Here is a 16,442-nt window from a genome sequence, read left to right on the forward strand (position 1 = left end):
GCCGCGAGGGTGGGCCGTCGCGTGACCGCCGCGCCCTCGGTGGAGCCCGTCAGCGCCGGCTCGCTGGCGGGTTTCGACCATGAATGCGACGTGCTCGTCGTCGGCTTCGGATGCGCCGGCGCCGCCGCCGCCTTCGAGGCCGCGACGGCGGGCGCCGACGTGCTCGTGCTGGAGCGCGCGGGCGGGCCGGGCGGCTCGTCCGCGATGTCCGGCGGCGAGCTCTATCTCGGCGGTGGGACGGCGCTGCAGCAGGCGTGCGGGTTCGACGACGACCCGGACAACATGTTCGCCTATCTCCGGGCCGCCGTCGGGCCGCACGCCGACGAGGAGAAGCTGCGGCTCTACTGCGACGGTAGCGTCGAGCACTTCGAGTGGTTCCGCGGCCGCGGGCTGACGTTCAACGAGTCGCTGTACGACGCGCCGAGCTGGATGCCGCCGACGATGGACGGCCTGATGTGGCTGGGGGAGAACGCCCACCCCTACAACACGATCGCCCGGCCGGTGCCGCGCGGCCACCGGCCGGCGACCAGGTCCTTCGGCGGCTGGTTGATCATGGAGGCGCTGGTCGCGGCGGCCAAGGCGGCGGGCGCGGCCTGCCACGAGGACACCCGCGCCACCAACCTGGTCGTGGACGACGACGGCCGGGTCGCCGGGGTCGTGGCCCAGCGCTACGGCGCCCCGGTCGCCTACCGCGCCCGCAGGGCGGTGGTCCTCACCACCGGCGGCTTCGTCGACAACGAGGAGATGCTCGCCCACCACGCCCCCGTGCTCCTCGGTCACGGCAAGGTCAGCGACGGCCTCGACGACGGCAGCGGCATTGAGATGGCGACGGCGCTCGGCGCGGCCACCCGGCGCATGTCCGCCGTGGAGGTCGCGCTGACGGCGCTGCCCGCGATGCTGGTGCGCGGCGTGCTCGTCAACGGGCTCGGCCAGCGCTTCGTCAACGAGGACGTCTACCCCGGACTGTTCAGTCACGCCGCCGTGGTGCACCAGCCCGGGCCGTACTGGGCGATCATCGACGAGGAGGGGTACGAGGACATCCCGGCGCGTGACCTGTGGGGCGTGCGTCCCCGGTTCGTCACGGAGACCCTCGCCGAGCTGGAGGAGGCGCTCGGCATGCCGGCCGGCGCGCTGGAGGCCACCGTCGCCGCCTACAACCGCTACGCCGAGCGCGGCGAGGACCCCTACTTCCGCAAGGACCCGAAGTGGCTCCGGCCGCTCCGGCCGCCGTTCGCCGCCGCCGACCCGCGGATCGGGTTCAACGCGGGCGACCGGGAGAGCGCGGGCAAGGGGACCGGCGTCGCCGGTTTCACCCTCGGCGGGCTGCGCACCACCGTCGACGGCGCCGTGCTCAACCACTCGGGCCGTCCCATCCCCGGCCTGTACGCCGCGGGCCGGGCCGCGTCCGGCATCCACGGCGAGGGCTACGTCAGCGGCACCTCGCTCGGCGACGGCACCTTCTTCGGCCGCCGCGCCGGTCGGCACGCCGCGACCTCTGAGTAGGCGAGCCCATGAAGGAGGCGGCCACCCATCCGGGTGGCCGCCTTCTGCGCCGTCTCCTCGCCCGCTGATCCGTTGGCCGCCCGCGGCTGGGAGCTCGCCACGCAGAAGGGGCCAGAGGCGCGGTCTGCCTCAGCTCGTGCTCCGTCGGCCGGCGCCGCCCGGCGGGGCGCGGGCTCAGCTCGCGGGCGGGATGAGGCGCCGGGTCGCCTCGTACGCGCCGCGCACCAGGTCGGCGCGGGCCGGGCCGCCGCGCTTCACGGCGGCGGCGTGGTTGCCGCCCGCGACCCAGACGGGACCGTCGGCGAGATGGGCCAGGCCCTCGCGCGCCACGTCGTCGGGGTCCGCCACGTTCAGTCCGGGGATGTCCATGCGCAGCCCGGCCCGTTCCATGGCCGGGGTGCGGGTGATGCCGAGGACGAGTTCGAGCACGTGCACGCCGTGCTCGCCGAGCTCCAGCCAGAGCCCCTCGGCGAAGATCCGGCAGAACGCCTTGACCGCCGAGTAGACGCTGATCTGCGGCTGGCCCAGGTAGCCGGCGAGCGAGCCGACCAGCAGGACGCCGCCGCGGCCGCGGTCCCGCATCAGCGCGCCGAAGTGGTGGACGAGCGCGAGCTGCGCCGTGATGTTCAGGTCGATCACCTGGCGTACCCGGTCCAGGTCGCCGGTCACGAACTCGTGGCCGTAGCTGTTGGCGCCCGCGTTGAACACCAGCAGGCCGACCTCCAGCTCGTCGGTCACCGCGCGGATCGTCTCCAGGGCGTCCGGGGCGAGCAGGTCGAGCCGGACGGTGCGCACCTCGACGCCCGTCGCCCGTACCTTGTCCGCCGTCTCGTCGAGCGGGCCGGGCTTGCGGGCGATGAGCACGAGGTTGAACCCGGCCTCCGCCAGCAGCCGCGCGAACGACGCGCCCACGCCCTCGGATCCGCCCGCGATCACGGCCCACGGGCCGTACACGTTCTTGTCGATCACTGGTCCGTGTCCTCCGTCCAGGCGTCGGGCACCGTGACCGCGCCGTCCAGCACCGCCTGCCTGATCGAGTCGGACAGCGCCGCGCATCCCGTGAACGCCGCGCCGTTCGGGCCGCCGCCCGGGCCGGCGGCACGTCGTTCCAGGCAGGCGTTCACGGACTCGGTGTCCCACTGGATGCTGGTCTGGTGCCAGCTCGCCTTGCGCACCCCCACGGTGGCGCCGCACTGGCGGCAGCTCAGCGCCTGCATGGGCGCGCCGTCGAGCAGCCTGTTGTCCGTGCGGATCGTCATGGTGTCCGGCTCTCCGCCGCCCGGCGGGCCAGGTTCGCCTCGACCTCCTGCTGCCACACCTCGATCGGGCGGGTGGTGTCGAGCTCGAACTCGAAGCGCTCCACCATCTCCGGCCGGACGTCGGCCACGTCCACGTAGAACTGCTCGTACCAGCGGCGGAGCTGGTAGACCGGCCCGTCCTCCTCGCACAGCAGCGGGTTGTCGATGCGCGTCTTGTGCTTCCAGATCTGGACGTCCTGGTCGAAGCCCCTCAGGATGAAGTCGCCCAGCTTGCCGGCCATGACCTCCGCCGCGCCCGCCGGAAGCTGGTCGCTGCGCCGCACGATGATGCCCGAGTGCAGGACGAACGAGTTGGCGTCGATCGGGTAGTGGGCGTTGATCAGCACGGAGTGGAGGTCCATGTTGTCGTAGTGGTAGGTCAGGTCGTCGATCATGAACGACGGCCCGTGGTAGGACGCGATCGAGGTGTTGCCGCGCATCTGCGGCTCGCCGTCCTTGGCCGGCGGCCGCATGTCGGGGCGGCCCATGCCCTTCATGATCTGCGTGGCGACGGGTCCCTCGAAGATGTTCTTGAAGTACGTCGGGAACGAGTAGTGGACGTAGAAGAAGTGCGCCATGTCGACGACGTTGTCCACGACCTCGCGGCAGTTGGTGTTGACGACGATCTCTTTCCAGACCCAGTCCGTCCACTCGTCGCTGGTGGCGCCCTCGATGCGGGGGATCGTGACGTCGGGCGGCGGCGGGTTGCCCTCCGGGTCGTTCCAGACGAACAGCATGCCGTCCTGGTCCATCGTGGTCCACGCGGACGTGCGGGCGCGCAGCGGGACGCGGCGCGAGTAGGGGATCTTCTTGCAGCGGCCGTCGCCGCCCCAGCGCCAGTCGTGGAAGGGGCAGGCGATCTCGTCACCCTTGATCGTGCCCTGGGACAGGTCGGCGCCCATGTGCCGGCAGTAGGCGTCGAGCACGTTGAGCCTGCCGTCGCCGCTCTGGAAGATCACGAGCTTCTGGCCGAACGCGTTGACGGTGTGCGGTTCGCCGTCCTTGAACGTCTTCGACAGGCCGAGGCAGTGCCAGCCCCGGGCGAATCGCGTTGGCACCGCTTCCGCCTCGATCGCGCGGACGCCGTCGTTGCCGGCTTCTCCTGCAGTCACGTCTATCCAACCCTTCAGGACGCACTTGTCTCCGTTCGTCAAGGTAGGAGCTGTGAAGCGCGGCCGGACCGTGAGTCCCATTGGGCGGGATGCTCCTGACGCGCGAAAGCTGGGGCAACGCACCATCATGGACGGCACCTGCCCGACGAGCGCGACACGGAGTGTCCACACGATGAGTGACGAGGTCCTGCACTCGGTACGCACGTTACTGCCGAAGATCGCGGAGCGTGCGCGGTCCGCCGACGAGGAGCGGAGGGTTCCGGAGGAGACGATCAGGGAGCTCGTCGGGGCCGGGGTCTTCCGGATGCTGCAGCCCAGGCGATACTCCGGCGCGGAGGGCGATCCGGTGAGGTTCTTCGAGGTCGTCCGGGAGATCTCCGCGGTGTGCGGGTCCACCGGCTGGCTGGTCTCCGTGCTCGGCGTGCACGCCTGGCAGCTCGGCCTGTTCGCCGACGCGGCGCAGGCCGAGGTCTGGGGGGACGACCCGGACGTGCTGGTGTCGTCGTCGTACGCTCCCGTCGGCCGGCTGACGCCCGTGGAGGGCGGCTACCGGGTGTCCGGCCGGTGGCGGTTCTCCTCCGGGTGCGAGCACGCGTCCTGGGCGCTGGTCGGCGGCCTGGTCGTGGGCGACCAGGGCAGGCCGGTCGACTTCATGACCGTGCTGGTGCCCCGGACCGACTACGCGATCGAGGACGTCTGGGACGTCATCGGGCTGCGCGGGACCGCCAGCAACGACCTTCTCGTCGAGGACGTGTTCGTGCCCGGCCACCGCGCCATGCGCAACTACGAGCAGGCGCAGCTGCGCGGTCCCGGCCAGAAGGTCAACACCGGGCCGCTCTACCGGATGCCGTTCGGCAGCATGTTCACGACCACGATCACCGCTCCCGTGATCGGCATGGCGGCCGGCTGCTACCGGTCCTACGTCACCGCGATGCGCGACCGGGTCCGCCTCAGCCTGGGTGGCGGCCGGTTCGCCGAGGACCAGTTCGCCCAGGTCGCCGTGGCCCGGGCCGCGTCGGAGATCGACGCGGCCGTCCTGCAGACCGACCGCAACATCCGCGAGGTGCACGAGCACGCCGTCAAGGGCGAGCCGATCCCCATGGAGCTGCGGCTGCGCGTGCGCAGGGACCAGGTCCGCGCGACCGAGCGGGCGCTGGAGGCCATCGACATCCTCTTCAAGACCGCCGGGGGGAGCTCGCTCAGCCGCGGCAACCCCATCGAGCGCGCCTGGCGCGACGCCCACGCCGGCAGCGTGCACGTCGCGAACGACGTCGAGCGGGCCCTCGCGATGTACGGCAAGGGCGAGTTCGGCCTGGCCATCGAGGACAACCTGGTCTGACAGGCTCGCCGGTGATCCGGTGGCCCCGGGCATGGGTCCGGCGCGCCCGGTCCCGCCTGGTGAGGCCGGGACCGGGCGCGCCGGGAGGTTGGACGAGGGTCAGCAGGTGGTGGCCGGGGTCTGGCCGGCCAGGATCGTCCTGACGAAAGCCAGGGCGTCGTCGAAGGACCTCGGGACCGCTGCCCGGTGGTCGGCGCCGTCGTAGATCCGGTACGTGATCTTCGGCGCCTGCCGGCACAGGTCGGCCACCATCAGGTCCGTCGACTGCTTGGGCGCCAGGGCGTCGTGCGTGCCCTGGGCGACCAGGGTCGGCACCTTGACCCGGATGCCGACCGGTTCCTGCGTCCGCAGGTAGGCGGTGAGCGGCGCCGTGTCGGCGCCCGTTCGGATCACCTGGCCCACCGGGGTGCTCGCGGCCACCGCCCGCACCTGGGCCACGCACGCCGTACGGGCGGCGGCGAGCAGCGGCCGCATCTCGTCGGTGAGGATCTCCTCGGGATCGGCGGCCGGCTCGACGGCCGAGGCGCCGATGACGACCGTGGGCAGGAAGGCCAGGACGTCCACCGGCACGGGCAGGTTGTGCTGGGCGTAGGGCACGAGCTGGCTGAGTCCCCACCCGCCCGGGGCGATCGACACCGCGCCGCGCAGCCGCAGGCCCTTGCCCGCGTCGCTCGCGGCGGCGGTGAACAGCGTGGCGTGCCCGCCCTGGCTGTGCCCGGCCACGAACCAGTCCCGCCCGACCCGGTGGTCCACCCGGCGCGCCGCGCGCACGATGTCGATCACGGTGTTGGCGGCGCTGCGGCCGTTCATGTACGGGTGCTCGCCCGGCGTGCCGAGCCCTTCGTAGTCGGTCTGCACCACGGCGAAGCCGCGGGCGACCCAGGCGTCGAGCGTGGGCCGCATCGAGGACAGGTAGTCGTGCGCGAGCCCGTTCTCGTCGTCCCTGGAAGGGGCGCAGACGTCGGCCGTCCCGGTCGTGCCGTGCGCCCAGCTGATCACCGGCCAGCCGCCGGGAGGAGGCGTCGTCTTCGGCACCGCGACCGTGCCCGAGACCGCGATCCGGGTGCCGGTGGCGCCCTCCGACACGTAGGTGACGGACCACGTCCGCGCCGCGCTCGGCAGTGCCGCCCCGCCCTTCAGCGGGCGGACGGTGAGCGGTCTGCCGCGTGCCCCGGAGATCGCCTGGGCGACCGTGGTCTCGGCGCGCGAGGTCGCGGCGGTGGTCTTGGCACGAGCCGTCTCTGCGTGCGCGGTCCCGGCGCCGGTCGCGCCGGTGCCGGCCGTGGTCGCCGTGGCCGGGCACGTCGTGGCAGCCGCCGCGGCCAGGGTGGCCACGGCCACGGCCATCGCGCGCCGGAGTAATGCGGCCTTGTGGGGGGATTTCATGAGCGTTCCTCTCAGCGGTTGTTGCCGGTCCCGGCTAGGTCGTTCACCGCCCGATAGGCGAACACCATGGCCGAGCCGATGGGTATGCCCGGGCCGGGGTAGCAGCGGCCCGCGAACGACGCGCTGGTATTGCCCGCGGCGTAGAGGCCGGGGATCGGCCGGTCGTCCCGGTCGAGCACCCGGCCGTCCGGGTCGGTGCGCAGGCCGCCCTTGGTGCCGAGATCGCTGAGGACCATGCGGGCGGCGTAGTAGGGCGGCCGGTCCACCGGGACCAGGCACGGGTTGGCGCCCTGCGAGGCGCCGGTGAAGAACCGGTCGTAGGGGTCCTCGCCCCGGTGGAAGTCCTCGTCGACGCCGGCGGCGGCGAAGCCGTTGAAGCGTTCGACGGTGGCCGTCAGCGCGTCACGCGGCACACCGATCAGCTCCGCCAGCTCGCCCACGCCGCCGGCCCGCGCCCAGGTGCCCGCCGCGAGGTGCTCCTCCGCCGGACGTCCGGGCACCGTGATGGCCGGCAGCCGCCCGCCGGAGCGGGAGTCGAAGATCAGGTAGGCGGGCACGCGGCCGGGTGCGGCGGCCATCTCGCGGCCCATCCGGTCGTACGGCAGCGACTCGTTGGCGAACCTGCGGCCCGACGCGTCGACCATGAGCCCGCCGTGGAAGCCCAGGGTGAAGGCGGCCCCGCCGTCCGGCTGCGCCACGCCGGGACACCACCACGCCTCGTCCATCAGGCCGGTGGCGGCGCCGATCGCGGTGGCGGCCAGGAGCGGCTCGCCGGTGTTGGCGCCGCGCGGGGCCATCGTCCATGCGGCGGCGCCGGGGACGCCGTTCTTCTCGCGCATCGCGTCGTTGCCCTCGAAGCCGCCGGCGGCCAGCAGGACTCCCCGGGCGGCGCGCAGCCGTACCGGGCCTTCGGCGGTGCCGGCCTCGACCCCGGTGACGCGGCCGTCCTCGACGATCAGCCGGGTGACGGAGGCGCCGGTGCGCACGGCGGCGTTCCCCGTCGTGACCAGGGCGAGCAGTAGCCGCCCGATGAGCGCCCGCCCGGCCGACAGCGGTCCGCCGGCGTGCCCGCGGCCCGCGCGGTCGCGTTCCACCGGAGGACGGACCAGGGCGGCGAGCTCGCCGAGCCGATCGGCCGGCAGGTCGAGCGGCACGAAGGAACGCCCGGCGGCCGACCGGCCCGGCGCGGCGAAGTAGTCGGGGAACGGCCGCCACTCGAACTCGATCGCCGGGTCGCGCTCCAGGAACTCGACGACCTCCGGCGCGGTCTCGAGGAACGCCTCGCGCCGCTCGGCCTCCGCCTCGCCCAGCAGGGCCGTCAGATAGGCGCGGGCCGACTCCGTCGAGTCGCCGATCCCGGCCCGGAGCTGCACCTGGCTGCCCGGCAGCCACACGGCCGCGCCCGAGTAGGCGGACGTGCCGCCCAGCAGCTCCGTCTTCTCCAGCACGGCCGTGCGCAGCCCGCGCCCCGCCGCCGCCAGCGCGCCGGTCAGGGCCCCGGCGCCCGACCCGGCCACCACCACGTCGTACTCGTCGTCCCACGGCTCGGCGCCCGCCATGACCGTCCCTCCTGCCGATCGCTGATCACACCGTCCCCAGGCAAGCGCAGCGCGGCGGGGCGGCGGACGTTCCATCCCACTCACCGGTATGGACGATTGGCCGGGAGGCAGGTACCCGTGTGTATCGTCGTTCCGACAACAGACGGATCAGGGGGAAGAGTGCCGCGAATCGCCGAGGTCAGAGCGCCGGCGGAGCCCAGCTCGCCGGAGCAGCGGGCCCGGCATGTGCGCATCCTGCGGGCCGCCGCCCGCATCGGGGCCGAGAAGGGCCTCGACCGGGTCCAGATGCAGGAGGTGGCCAAGGCCGCCGGCGTCGCCATCGCCACGCTCTACCGCTACTTCCCGTCCAAGACCCACCTGTTCACCGCGGTGATGGCCGAGCATGTCGACCGGTTCGGCGACGGCGTGGGGCGTCCCAGGCCGGGCACCAGCCCGGAGGACGCCGTCGCCGAGGTGCTCGTGCTGGCCAGCAGGCAGTTCCTGCGCCGGCCCGCGCTCGCGCTCGCGATGCTGACGTCCGCCAACGTGGCCAACGCCGCCGCGGTCGCCGACGCCGGCCGGATCGACGCGAGGTTCCGGCAGATCGTCCTGCGCTCGCTCGGCATCGACGACCCGACGGTCATGGACATCACGCTGGTGCGGCTGCTCATGCAGTGCTGGTACGGCGTGCTGCAGTCGACCCTCAACGGCCGGATGTCGATCCCCGACGCGGAGAGCGACATCCGCATCGCCTGCCGGCTGCTGCTCGCCCCGCGTTCGAACGCCGCCACCGGGTAGCTCTCCCGCTGAACGGGACGCGGCCGCCCGCGCGGCCCGCTCGCGGATAGCGTGCCGTCACGCGGACGACGGAGGGCTGGCAGTGAACCGATTCGACGGGGTGAAGGTCCTGCTCACGGGTGCCGGATCGGGCATCGGGCGGGCCACCGCGATCCGGCTCGCCGCGGAGGGCGCGTCGATCTTCGCGCTCGACCGGGGCGAGGAGGGCCTGGAGGAGACCAGCCGCTCGGTGTCCGGGCCCGGCCGGTTCGTCCCGCACGTCATCGACGTGACCGACGAGTGGGCGGTCGTCGGAGCCGTGGCGTCGGCGGCCACCGAGCTCGGCGGGATCGACGTCCTGGTCAACGTCGCGGGGATCCACAAGACGACGCCGATCGAGACGCTGACGGTCGCCGATCTCGAGCTGCTGTTCTCGGTCAACCTCGTCGGCACCGCGCTGCTGTGCAGGGAGGCGCTGCGTCACCTGCCCGACCGGACCGGCGTCATCGTGAACGTCGCCTCGTCCGCCGCCACGCAGGGCACCCCGTACATGACGGCCTACTCGGCGTCCAAGGGCGCCGTGCTGAGTTTCTCGCTGAGCCTGGCGGCCGAGCTGGCGGGGCGCGGGATCCGGGTGGTCCCGATCTCGCCCGGCACCGTGGCGACCCCGCTGACCAGCGGCATAGAGTTTCCTGACGATCTCGACCTGCGCTACTTCGCGAGGATCCGCTCGCCGTTCGGCAGCGCCGAGCCCGAGCAGATCGCGGCGGTCATCGCGTTCGCGGCCTCGAAGGACGCCGGCTACCTGACAGGGGCCGGGATCCTCGTGGACGGCGGATCCGGCACCTGAGGGTCCCGGGCGACCCCGTCGAGGAGCGAACATCAAGGAGCGAACATCAAGGAGCGACGACGTGCGACGGAAGATCGTGGTGAGCGGGGCGGCCTCGGGCATCGGCAAGGCGCTGGCCGCCTCCCTGCGGGAGCGGGGTGACGAGGTGATCGGCGTCGACCTCGGAGACGCCGAGGTGTGCGCCGACCTGTCCACCCCGGAGGGTCGCGGGCGGGCCGTCGAGTCCGTGCTCGACAGGGCCGATGGCGTGGTGGACGGCGTGGTCGCCTGCGCCGGCGTGTCCGGGGCGACCGTGCAGGCGGTCAGGGTCAACTTCTTCGGGGTGACCGCGCTCCTGGAGGGGCTGCGCCCGGCGCTCGCCCGGGCTCCCAAACCGCGGGCGGCGGCGGTCGCCTCCATCGCCTCCATCCAGCCCGCCGATCCCGAGGTGGTGCGCGCCTGTCTTGACGACGACGAGCCCGAGGCGGTTGCTCTGGCCGAGCGGGCGATGGAGCGTGGCGACGGGTGGCGGCTGTACCCGTCGTCGAAGTCGGCGCTGGCCCAATGGCTGCGGCGGCGCGCGGTGAGCCCCGACTGGGCCGGGTGCGGCATCCCGCTCAACGCGGTGGCGCCCGGCGTCGTGCTCACGCCGATGACGGCGCCGCTGTTCGAGGACGAGGCGATGCGCAAGGTGATGGACGAGGCGGTGCCGATGCCGCTGAACGGCCACGCCGAGCCCGAGGTGATCGCCGACGCGCTGCGCTGGCTGATCAGCCCCGGCAACTCCCACATGGCCGGGCAGATCATCTTCGTGGACGGCGGCGCGGAGGCGACCCTGCGCGGGCCGGACCGGTTCTGACCCTCCACGACGCGCGACGGGCGCCACCCTCACGAGGGCGGCGCCCGCCCGGTCAGCGCTGGGTTCCCGTGGTGTCCAGCTCGGCCACGCTGTAGGCGGCGTAGGTCCGGTACGGGCCGCGACCGCTGAAGTACGGCGTGAGCTGCGAGTCCAGCTCGTCCACGGAGAAGACCCCGTCCTCGGCGGTGAACTTCCGCTCGACGACCGGGGCGGCCATCAGCGCCACCATGTCGCCGTACACGACGAACACCTGGCCGCTGATCTCCTCGGCGGCGGGGGAGGCGAGGTAGCTCACGAACGTGCCCACCCGCTCGGGGGCGAGGATGTCCAGCCCGCCCGCCTCACGGCCGTCGCCGAACACCTCCGACGTCATGGCGGTGCGGGCCCGGGGGCAGATCGCGTTGGCCCGCACCCCGTACCTCGACAGGCCCTGGGCGGTCGACAGGGTCAGCGCCACGATGCCGGCCTTGGCGGCCGAGTAGTTGGGCTGGCCGGCGGAGCCGAACAGGAACGCCTCGGAGGAGGTGTTGATCACCCGGCCGTAGACCGGGCCGCCCACCGCCTTGCTCGCGGCCCGCCAGTGGACGGCGGCGGCCCGGGAGACCGAGGCGTGCCCTTTGAGGTGGACACGGACGACGTCGTCCCAGTCGGACTCGGTCAGGTTGAACAGCATCGTGTCGCGGAGCACGCCGGCGTTGTTGACCAGGATGTCGAGCTCGCCGAACGTCTCGACCGCCGTGCCGACCAGCCTTTCGCCCAGGGACCAGTCGCCGACGTCGCCGCGCACCGCGACGGCCTGGCCGCCGAGCGCCCTGATCTCGGCGGCGACCTCGTCGGCGGCCGGTCCCACGTCGTTGACGACGACGTTCGCGCCGTTCGCGGCGAGCGCCAGCGCCTCGCTGCGCCCCAGTCCGGCGCCCGCGCCGGTGACGACGGCGGTCCTGCCCTCCAGGCCGGTGTTCGAACTCATCTGCGGCTCCTGCTCGATAGGATCGTCTGGCCAGGCGAAACTAGTATTAATTCTAGTTTTGGGCCAAGCGGGCGTCCCGTTGAGTGGACACGGACCGTAGCGCTCCAGGTAGCCAGCCGTAATCCAGTGCCGGGCGGCGGGCCCGCGCGGACCACTCAGCGGGACTCGTACGGGTGAGAAACAGAAATTCATTCTAGCCTCGGCGCACCAACGTTGATCGCGACAACCCCCCGCTAACGAGGAGAAGCAATGGCTGAGGCCGTCATCGTCGACGCGGCACGCACGCCGGTGGGCAAGCGCCATGGCGTGCTGTCCGGGCTGCATCCCGCCGAGCTGCTCGGCATCGCCCAGAAGGGCCTGCTGGAGCGGACCGGGGTGGCGCCCGGCTCGATCGGGCAGGTGATCGGCGGCTGCGTCACCCAGGCGGGCGAGCAGTCGAACAACGTGACCCGCCAGGCCTGGTTGCACGCCGGCCTGCCGTACACCACCGCGTGCACGAGCGTCGACTGCGCCTGCGGATCCTCGCAACAGGCGGTGCACCTCGTGGCGGGGCTGATCGCGTCCGGCGCCATCGACGCGGGCATCGGCTGCGGCGTCGAGTCGATGAGCCGGGTCTTCCTCGGCCAGGCGCTCACCCCCGAGACCGGCAGCCCGCGCCCGGACTCGTGGTCCATCGACCTGCCCGACCAGTTCACCGCGGCGGAGCGGATCGCCCGCAGGCGCGGCCTGACCCGCGCCGACGCCGACGCGCTGGGCCTGCGCTCACAGCGGCTCGCCGCCCAGGCGTGGGCCGAGGGACGCTTCGACGGGCAGATCATCTCGGTCGAGGCGCCCGTGGCGGGCCCCGAGGGCCCGACCGGGGAGACCGCCACGATCACCCGTGACCAGGGCCTGCGTGAGACGACCGCCGAGGGCCTGGCCAAGCTCGGCCCCGTCATCCCCGACGGCATCCACACGCCCGGCAACACCTCGCAGATCAGCGACGGCGCGGCGGCCGTGCTGCTGATGTCGGCGGATCGGGCCCTGGCGCTCGGCCTGCGGCCCCGGGCGCGCATCGTGGCCTCCGGCATGGTCGGCTCCGACCCCTACTTCCACCTCGACGGGCCGGTCGATGCCACGGAGCACGTGCTTCGTGAGGCCGGCATGACGCTCGCCGACATCGACCTGGTCGAGGTCAACGAGGCGTTCGCCTCCGTGGTGCTCTCCTGGGCTCAGGCGCACGACGCAGACCTGGACAAGGTCAACGTCAACGGGGGCGCCATCGCCCTCGGGCACGCCGTCGGCTCCACCGGCGCCCGCCTGATCACCCAGGCCGTGCACGAGCTCGAACGGTCGGGCGGGTCGACCGCCCTGATCACCATGTGCGCCGGGGGCGCCCACGCCACCGCCACCATCATCGAACGGATCTGACGCGCATGACCATCGGACTGACCGAGGAACACCGCGACCTGCGCGACGCCGTGCGCGCCTTCGCCACCCGCGAGGTCACGCCGGAGGTGGTGCGCGCGGCGGTCGACGCCAAGCGCGAGGAACTGCCGGCCTTCTGGCCCGCACTCGCCGAGCAGGGATTGCTCGGCCTGCACCTTCCCGAGGCGGACGGCGGAGCGGGCTTCGGCCTGCTCGAACTCGCCGTCGTCGCGGAGGAGCTGGGCCGCTGGATCGCCCCGGGGCCCTTCCTGCCCACCGTGCTCGCCGGTGCGGTGCTGCACCGCGCGGGGCACCGGCCCCACCTGGCCGAGCTGGCCTCGGGGACGCGGATCGGCGCGGTCGGCCTGCGGCCGGGCGGTCTCACGCTCACGCGGGACGAAGCCGGGCGGCTGTCCGTCTCCGGCGTGTCCGAGCCCGTCATGGGCGGCCACGTCGCCGACCTGTTCGTGCTACCCGCCATAGACGCCCGGAATGCCCAGGACGCCCAGGACGCCCAGGACGCCCAGGACGTACGAGATGTACAGAATGACCGAGACGCTCGGGCCTCTCGGGACGCCCGAGACGTCCGGGATGCTTCGGGTGGTGCCGGAACGGTGTGGGTGGTGCTGGACCGTGCCTCGGTCGAGACCGGGGACCTGCCCGGCCACGACCTGACCCGCAGGCTGTCGCGGGTCACCGCCGCCGGTCTCGCCGTCGACCCCGGCGACGTGCTGACCGGCCTCGGCCCCGACGACGTGATCGACCTGGCCGCGACCCTGTTCGCGGCCGAGGCCTCCGGCCTGGCCGACTGGGCCACCGCCACCGCCGCCGACTACGCGAAGGTGCGCCACCAGTTCGGCCGCCCGATCGGCCAGTTCCAGGGTGTCAAGCACCGCTGCGCCCGCATGCTCGTACGCGCCGAGCAGGCCCGCGCCTGCGCCTGGGACGCCGCCCGCGCCGCCGACGGCGCGGACCGGGCGGAGGGTTTCACGGCCGCCGATGGCGCGGACCGGGCGGAGGGCTCGGCGGACCAGGCGGAGCCCGGCGGCGCGAGCCGGGCGGAGGCGTCGCTGGCCGCCGCCGTCGCGGGCGCGACCAGCGTCGAGGCGGGCTACGCCACCGCCAAGGACTGCATCCAGACGCTCGGCGGCATCGGCTTCACCTGGGAGCACGACGCGGGTCTCTACCTGCGCCGCGCCCAGACCCTGCGCATCCTGCTCGGCCCCACACCGTGGTGGCTGCGCCGGGTGGCCCGTCTCACCCTGGACGGCGTGCGGCGCGGCCTCGGCGTCGAGCTGCCTCCCCAGGCCGAGGACGTCCGCGCCGGAATCCGCGCCGAGCTGCGGCCCGCGCTGGACCTCACCGGCGCGGAGCGGCCGGCCTACCTCGCCGAGCACGGCTACGCCGCCCCGCACCTCCCCGAACCCTGGGGCAAGGGCGCCGACGCGGTCACCCAGCTGGTGATCGCCGAGGAGATGCGCTCGGCCGGGCTCCGGGCCGCAGACCTGATCATCGGCGCCTGGGTGGTGCCGACCCTGATCGCGCACGGCGACGCCGCGCAACAGGAGAGGTTCCTGTCCGCGACGCTGCGCGGCGACCTCGTCTGGTGCCAGCTGTTCAGCGAGCCGGGCGCCGGCTCCGACCTGGCCGCGCTCGCCACCCGGGCCGAGAAGGTCGAAGGCGGATGGAAGGTCACCGGCCAGAAGGTCTGGACCTCCATGGCCCGCGAGGCGCACTGGGGCATCCTGCTGGCCAGGACCGACCCGTCCGCGCCGAAGCACCGGGGCCTGTCCTACTTCCTGCTCGACATGCGCGGCCCCGGCGTCGACATCCGGCCGCTGCGCGAGCTGACCGGCGACGCGCTGTTCAACGAGGTGTTCCTGGACGAGGTGTTCGTCCCGGACGAGATGCTGGTCGCCCGGCCCGGCGACGGCTGGAAACTGGCCCGCACCACCCTGGCCAACGAGCGGGTCTCCCTGTCGCACGACTCCTCGCTCGGCAGCGGGGGCGAGGCCCTGCTCGACATCGTGGCGGCAGCGCCGCACGAGGTGGACGACGAGCGGCTGACCAGGCTCGGCGCCATCCTGTGCGACGCCCAGTCGAGCGGGCTCCTCGGCCTGCGCACCACGATGCGGTCGCTGAGCGGGCGGCAGCCCGGCGCGGAGTCCAGCGTGGCCAAGTTCATCGGCGTCGAGCACATCCAGGAGGTCTGGGAGACGGCGATGGACTGGCTCGGCACCGCCTCCATCACGGGTGAGCGCGGCGCGGGCCCCGACGCTGCCTGGCGGTTCCTCAACTCCCGGTGCATGTCGATCGCCGGAGGCACCACCGACGTGCAGCTGAACATCATCGGTGAGCGGCTGCTCGGCCTGCCCCGCGACCCCGAGCCGGTCGCGCCCGCCGGGACCGCGTCATGAGCGCCGGAGCGCGACGAAGTCCCGGCGCCCGCCACGCGACCCCGGAGGCCCGTCCATGACCGAACCGACCAAGCCGACCAAGCCGACCGGGCCAGCCGAAGCGACCGGGCCGACCGACCCGACCGGGGCGACCGGGCCAACTGGGCCAACTGGGCCAACTGGGCCAACTGGGCCGACCGGGCCGACCGGGCCGGCCGAAGCGACCGGGCCGACCGGGCCGACCGGGGCGACCGGGGCGACCGGGCCAACTGGGCCGACCGGGCCGACCGGGGCGATCGGGGCGACCGGGCCAACTGAGCCGACCGGGGCGATCGGGGGGCGGCCCGAGCTCACCGCGACCCCGCGCAACAAGGGCGTGGACGAGGCGGTCGCCGCGGCCCGCCGGGTGATAACCGCGCTGCTGCACGCGGGCGACCGCTCCGCCGCCGAGATGGCGACGGTGGCGGAGCGGCTGAACGCCGTCGCCGACCATCTCGAGGAGCACGCCCCCGCCGTGGAGGAGCGGATGGTCGACATGTGGCGGGGCGAGGGCGTGACCCGGCACGACCCCGTGACCGGACCGGAGAACGCGCTCGCCCCGCCCCTGCGTCTGCACGGCAACGCGGACGGGTCCATCGAGGGCGTCGTCGTGCTGGACCTGCCCTATCAGGGGCCGCCCGGCTACGTGCACGGCGGTGTCTCCGCGCTGCTGCTCGACCACACGCTGGGCGTGGCCAACCACTGGGCGGGACCGTCCGGGATGACGGCGGAGCTGACGCTGCGCTACCACCGGCCCACCCCGCTGTTCGAGCCGCTGACCGTGATGGGACGGCAGGTCTCCGTGGACGGCCGCAAGATCAGGACCGTCGGCACCATCAGCGCCGGCGGGGAGGTCCGCGTCAGCGCCGAGGGCCTGTTCATCGACAAGCAACTGCCACGCCCCCGCTGACGATCCGCTCGCGAGCCCACTCCCGAACCCGCGGAAGCCCAGGCCGGGCAAGACGGCCTGGGCTTCCGGCGTGGCGGCG

14 protein-coding genes are annotated in these 16,442 nt (G+C 73.4%); 8 read left to right on the forward strand and 6 right to left on the reverse strand.

Going from position 1 to position 16,442, the window contains the following annotated elements; translation table 11 throughout:
• The first annotated feature begins 21 nt into the window (after positions 1-21).
• Positions 22-1,503: an FAD-dependent oxidoreductase gene (locus AB0C16_RS13685; protein ID WP_357682279.1), complete on the forward strand. Its 1,482-nt coding sequence runs from the start codon at positions 22-24 to the stop codon at positions 1,501-1,503.
• A 174-nt stretch (positions 1,504-1,677) separates the two neighbouring features.
• Here AB0C16_RS13685 and AB0C16_RS13690 read toward each other — a convergent pair whose 3' ends face one another.
• From AB0C16_RS13690 to AB0C16_RS13700, 3 genes are read right to left on the reverse strand one after another with little or no spacing between them, the layout of a single operon-like run.
• Entirely contained in the window at positions 1,678-2,472 is a 795-nt protein-coding gene (locus tag AB0C16_RS13690) for an SDR family NAD(P)-dependent oxidoreductase (protein ID WP_357682281.1), read from the reverse strand.
• Entirely contained in the window at positions 2,469-2,762 is a 294-nt protein-coding gene (locus tag AB0C16_RS13695) for a ferredoxin (RefSeq protein WP_357682283.1), read from the reverse strand. Before AB0C16_RS13695 ends, AB0C16_RS13690 begins: the two co-directional genes overlap by 4 nt.
• Complete coding sequence (locus AB0C16_RS13700) at positions 2,759-3,913, reverse strand: Rieske 2Fe-2S domain-containing protein (protein ID WP_357682285.1); 1,155 nt, start codon at positions 3,911-3,913, stop codon at positions 2,759-2,761. The genes AB0C16_RS13695 and AB0C16_RS13700 overlap by 4 nt, the downstream gene beginning before the upstream one ends.
• Before the next feature lie 172 nt (positions 3,914-4,085).
• Here AB0C16_RS13700 and hsaA point away from each other — a divergent pair, with 172 nt between their 5' ends.
• Positions 4,086-5,252 (forward strand): 3-hydroxy-9,10-secoandrosta-1,3,5(10)-triene-9,17-dione monooxygenase oxygenase subunit, encoded by a 1,167-nt coding sequence (gene hsaA, locus AB0C16_RS13705; RefSeq protein WP_357682287.1) that lies wholly within the window; start codon positions 4,086-4,088, stop codon positions 5,250-5,252.
• 99 nt (positions 5,253-5,351) lie between these two features.
• On the opposite strand, the gene AB0C16_RS13710 is transcribed toward hsaA, so the two are convergent.
• Together AB0C16_RS13710 and AB0C16_RS13715 are read right to left on the reverse strand one after the other, a co-directional pair.
• On the reverse strand, positions 5,352-6,638 hold the full coding sequence (locus AB0C16_RS13710) for an alpha/beta hydrolase (protein WP_357682288.1): 1,287 nt from the start codon (positions 6,636-6,638) through the stop codon (positions 5,352-5,354).
• An 11-nt stretch (positions 6,639-6,649) separates the two neighbouring features.
• On the reverse strand, positions 6,650-8,197 hold the full coding sequence (locus AB0C16_RS13715; RefSeq protein ID WP_357682290.1) for an FAD-dependent oxidoreductase: 1,548 nt from the start codon (positions 8,195-8,197) through the stop codon (positions 6,650-6,652).
• 159 nt (positions 8,198-8,356) lie between these two features.
• On the opposite strand from AB0C16_RS13715, the gene AB0C16_RS13720 reads away from it, so the two are divergent.
• The 3 genes from AB0C16_RS13720 (at position 8,357) to AB0C16_RS13730 (ending at position 10,641) form a co-directional block, all read left to right on the forward strand.
• Positions 8,357-8,974, forward strand: coding sequence for a TetR family transcriptional regulator (locus AB0C16_RS13720; RefSeq protein ID WP_357682292.1), 618 nt, complete (start codon positions 8,357-8,359; stop codon positions 8,972-8,974).
• Between the two features lie 82 nt (positions 8,975-9,056).
• On the forward strand, positions 9,057-9,803 hold the full coding sequence (locus AB0C16_RS13725) for an SDR family oxidoreductase (protein ID WP_357682294.1): 747 nt from the start codon (positions 9,057-9,059) through the stop codon (positions 9,801-9,803).
• Positions 9,804-9,864: 61 nt separating this feature from the next.
• Positions 9,865-10,641: an SDR family oxidoreductase gene (locus AB0C16_RS13730; protein WP_357682296.1), complete on the forward strand. Its 777-nt coding sequence runs from the start codon at positions 9,865-9,867 to the stop codon at positions 10,639-10,641.
• A 52-nt stretch (positions 10,642-10,693) separates the two neighbouring features.
• Here the strand turns inward: AB0C16_RS13730 and AB0C16_RS13735 are convergent, their stop codons facing one another.
• On the reverse strand, positions 10,694-11,611 hold the full coding sequence (locus tag AB0C16_RS13735; RefSeq protein WP_357682297.1) for a 3-oxoacyl-ACP reductase: 918 nt from the start codon (positions 11,609-11,611) through the stop codon (positions 10,694-10,696).
• 249 nt (positions 11,612-11,860) lie between these two features.
• On the opposite strand from AB0C16_RS13735, the gene AB0C16_RS13740 reads away from it, so the two are divergent.
• The 3 genes from AB0C16_RS13740 to AB0C16_RS13750 are packed head-to-tail and all read left to right on the forward strand — an operon-like array spanning position 11,861 to position 16,363.
• Entirely contained in the window at positions 11,861-13,021 is a 1,161-nt protein-coding gene (locus AB0C16_RS13740; protein ID WP_357682299.1) for a steroid 3-ketoacyl-CoA thiolase, read from the forward strand.
• Between the two features lie 5 nt (positions 13,022-13,026).
• Entirely contained in the window at positions 13,027-15,435 is a 2,409-nt protein-coding gene (locus tag AB0C16_RS13745; protein WP_357682301.1) for an acyl-CoA dehydrogenase, read from the forward strand.
• Between the two features lie 55 nt (positions 15,436-15,490).
• On the forward strand, positions 15,491-16,363 hold the full coding sequence (locus tag AB0C16_RS13750) for a PaaI family thioesterase (RefSeq protein WP_357682303.1): 873 nt from the start codon (positions 15,491-15,493) through the stop codon (positions 16,361-16,363).
• Positions 16,364-16,442: the final 79 nt, after the last annotated feature.

Source organism: Nonomuraea sp. NPDC048916, assembly GCF_040649575.1.
Lineage (GTDB): Bacteria > Actinomycetota > Actinomycetes > Streptosporangiales > Streptosporangiaceae > Nonomuraea.

What these genes read in the sequence shown, in the direction of transcription:
- AB0C16_RS13695 (WP_357682283.1), bottom strand. Translation starts at nt 2,762, where the DNA reads ATGACGATCCGCACGGACAACAGGCTGCTCGACGGCGCGCCCATGCAG.
- hsaA (WP_357682287.1), top strand. Translation starts at nt 4,086, where the DNA reads ATGAGTGACGAGGTCCTGCACTCGGTACGCACGTTACTGCCGAAGATC.
- AB0C16_RS13710 (WP_357682288.1), bottom strand. Translation starts at nt 6,638, where the DNA reads ATGAAATCCCCCCACAAGGCCGCATTACTCCGGCGCGCGATGGCCGTG.
- AB0C16_RS13715 (WP_357682290.1), bottom strand. Translation starts at nt 8,197, where the DNA reads ATGGCGGGCGCCGAGCCGTGGGACGACGAGTACGACGTGGTGGTGGCC.
- AB0C16_RS13735 (WP_357682297.1), bottom strand. Translation starts at nt 11,611, where the DNA reads ATGAGTTCGAACACCGGCCTGGAGGGCAGGACCGCCGTCGTCACCGGC.
- AB0C16_RS13740 (WP_357682299.1), top strand. Translation starts at nt 11,861, where the DNA reads ATGGCTGAGGCCGTCATCGTCGACGCGGCACGCACGCCGGTGGGCAAG.
- AB0C16_RS13745 (WP_357682301.1), top strand. Translation starts at nt 13,027, where the DNA reads ATGACCATCGGACTGACCGAGGAACACCGCGACCTGCGCGACGCCGTG.
- AB0C16_RS13750 (WP_357682303.1), top strand. Translation starts at nt 15,491, where the DNA reads ATGACCGAACCGACCAAGCCGACCAAGCCGACCGGGCCAGCCGAAGCG.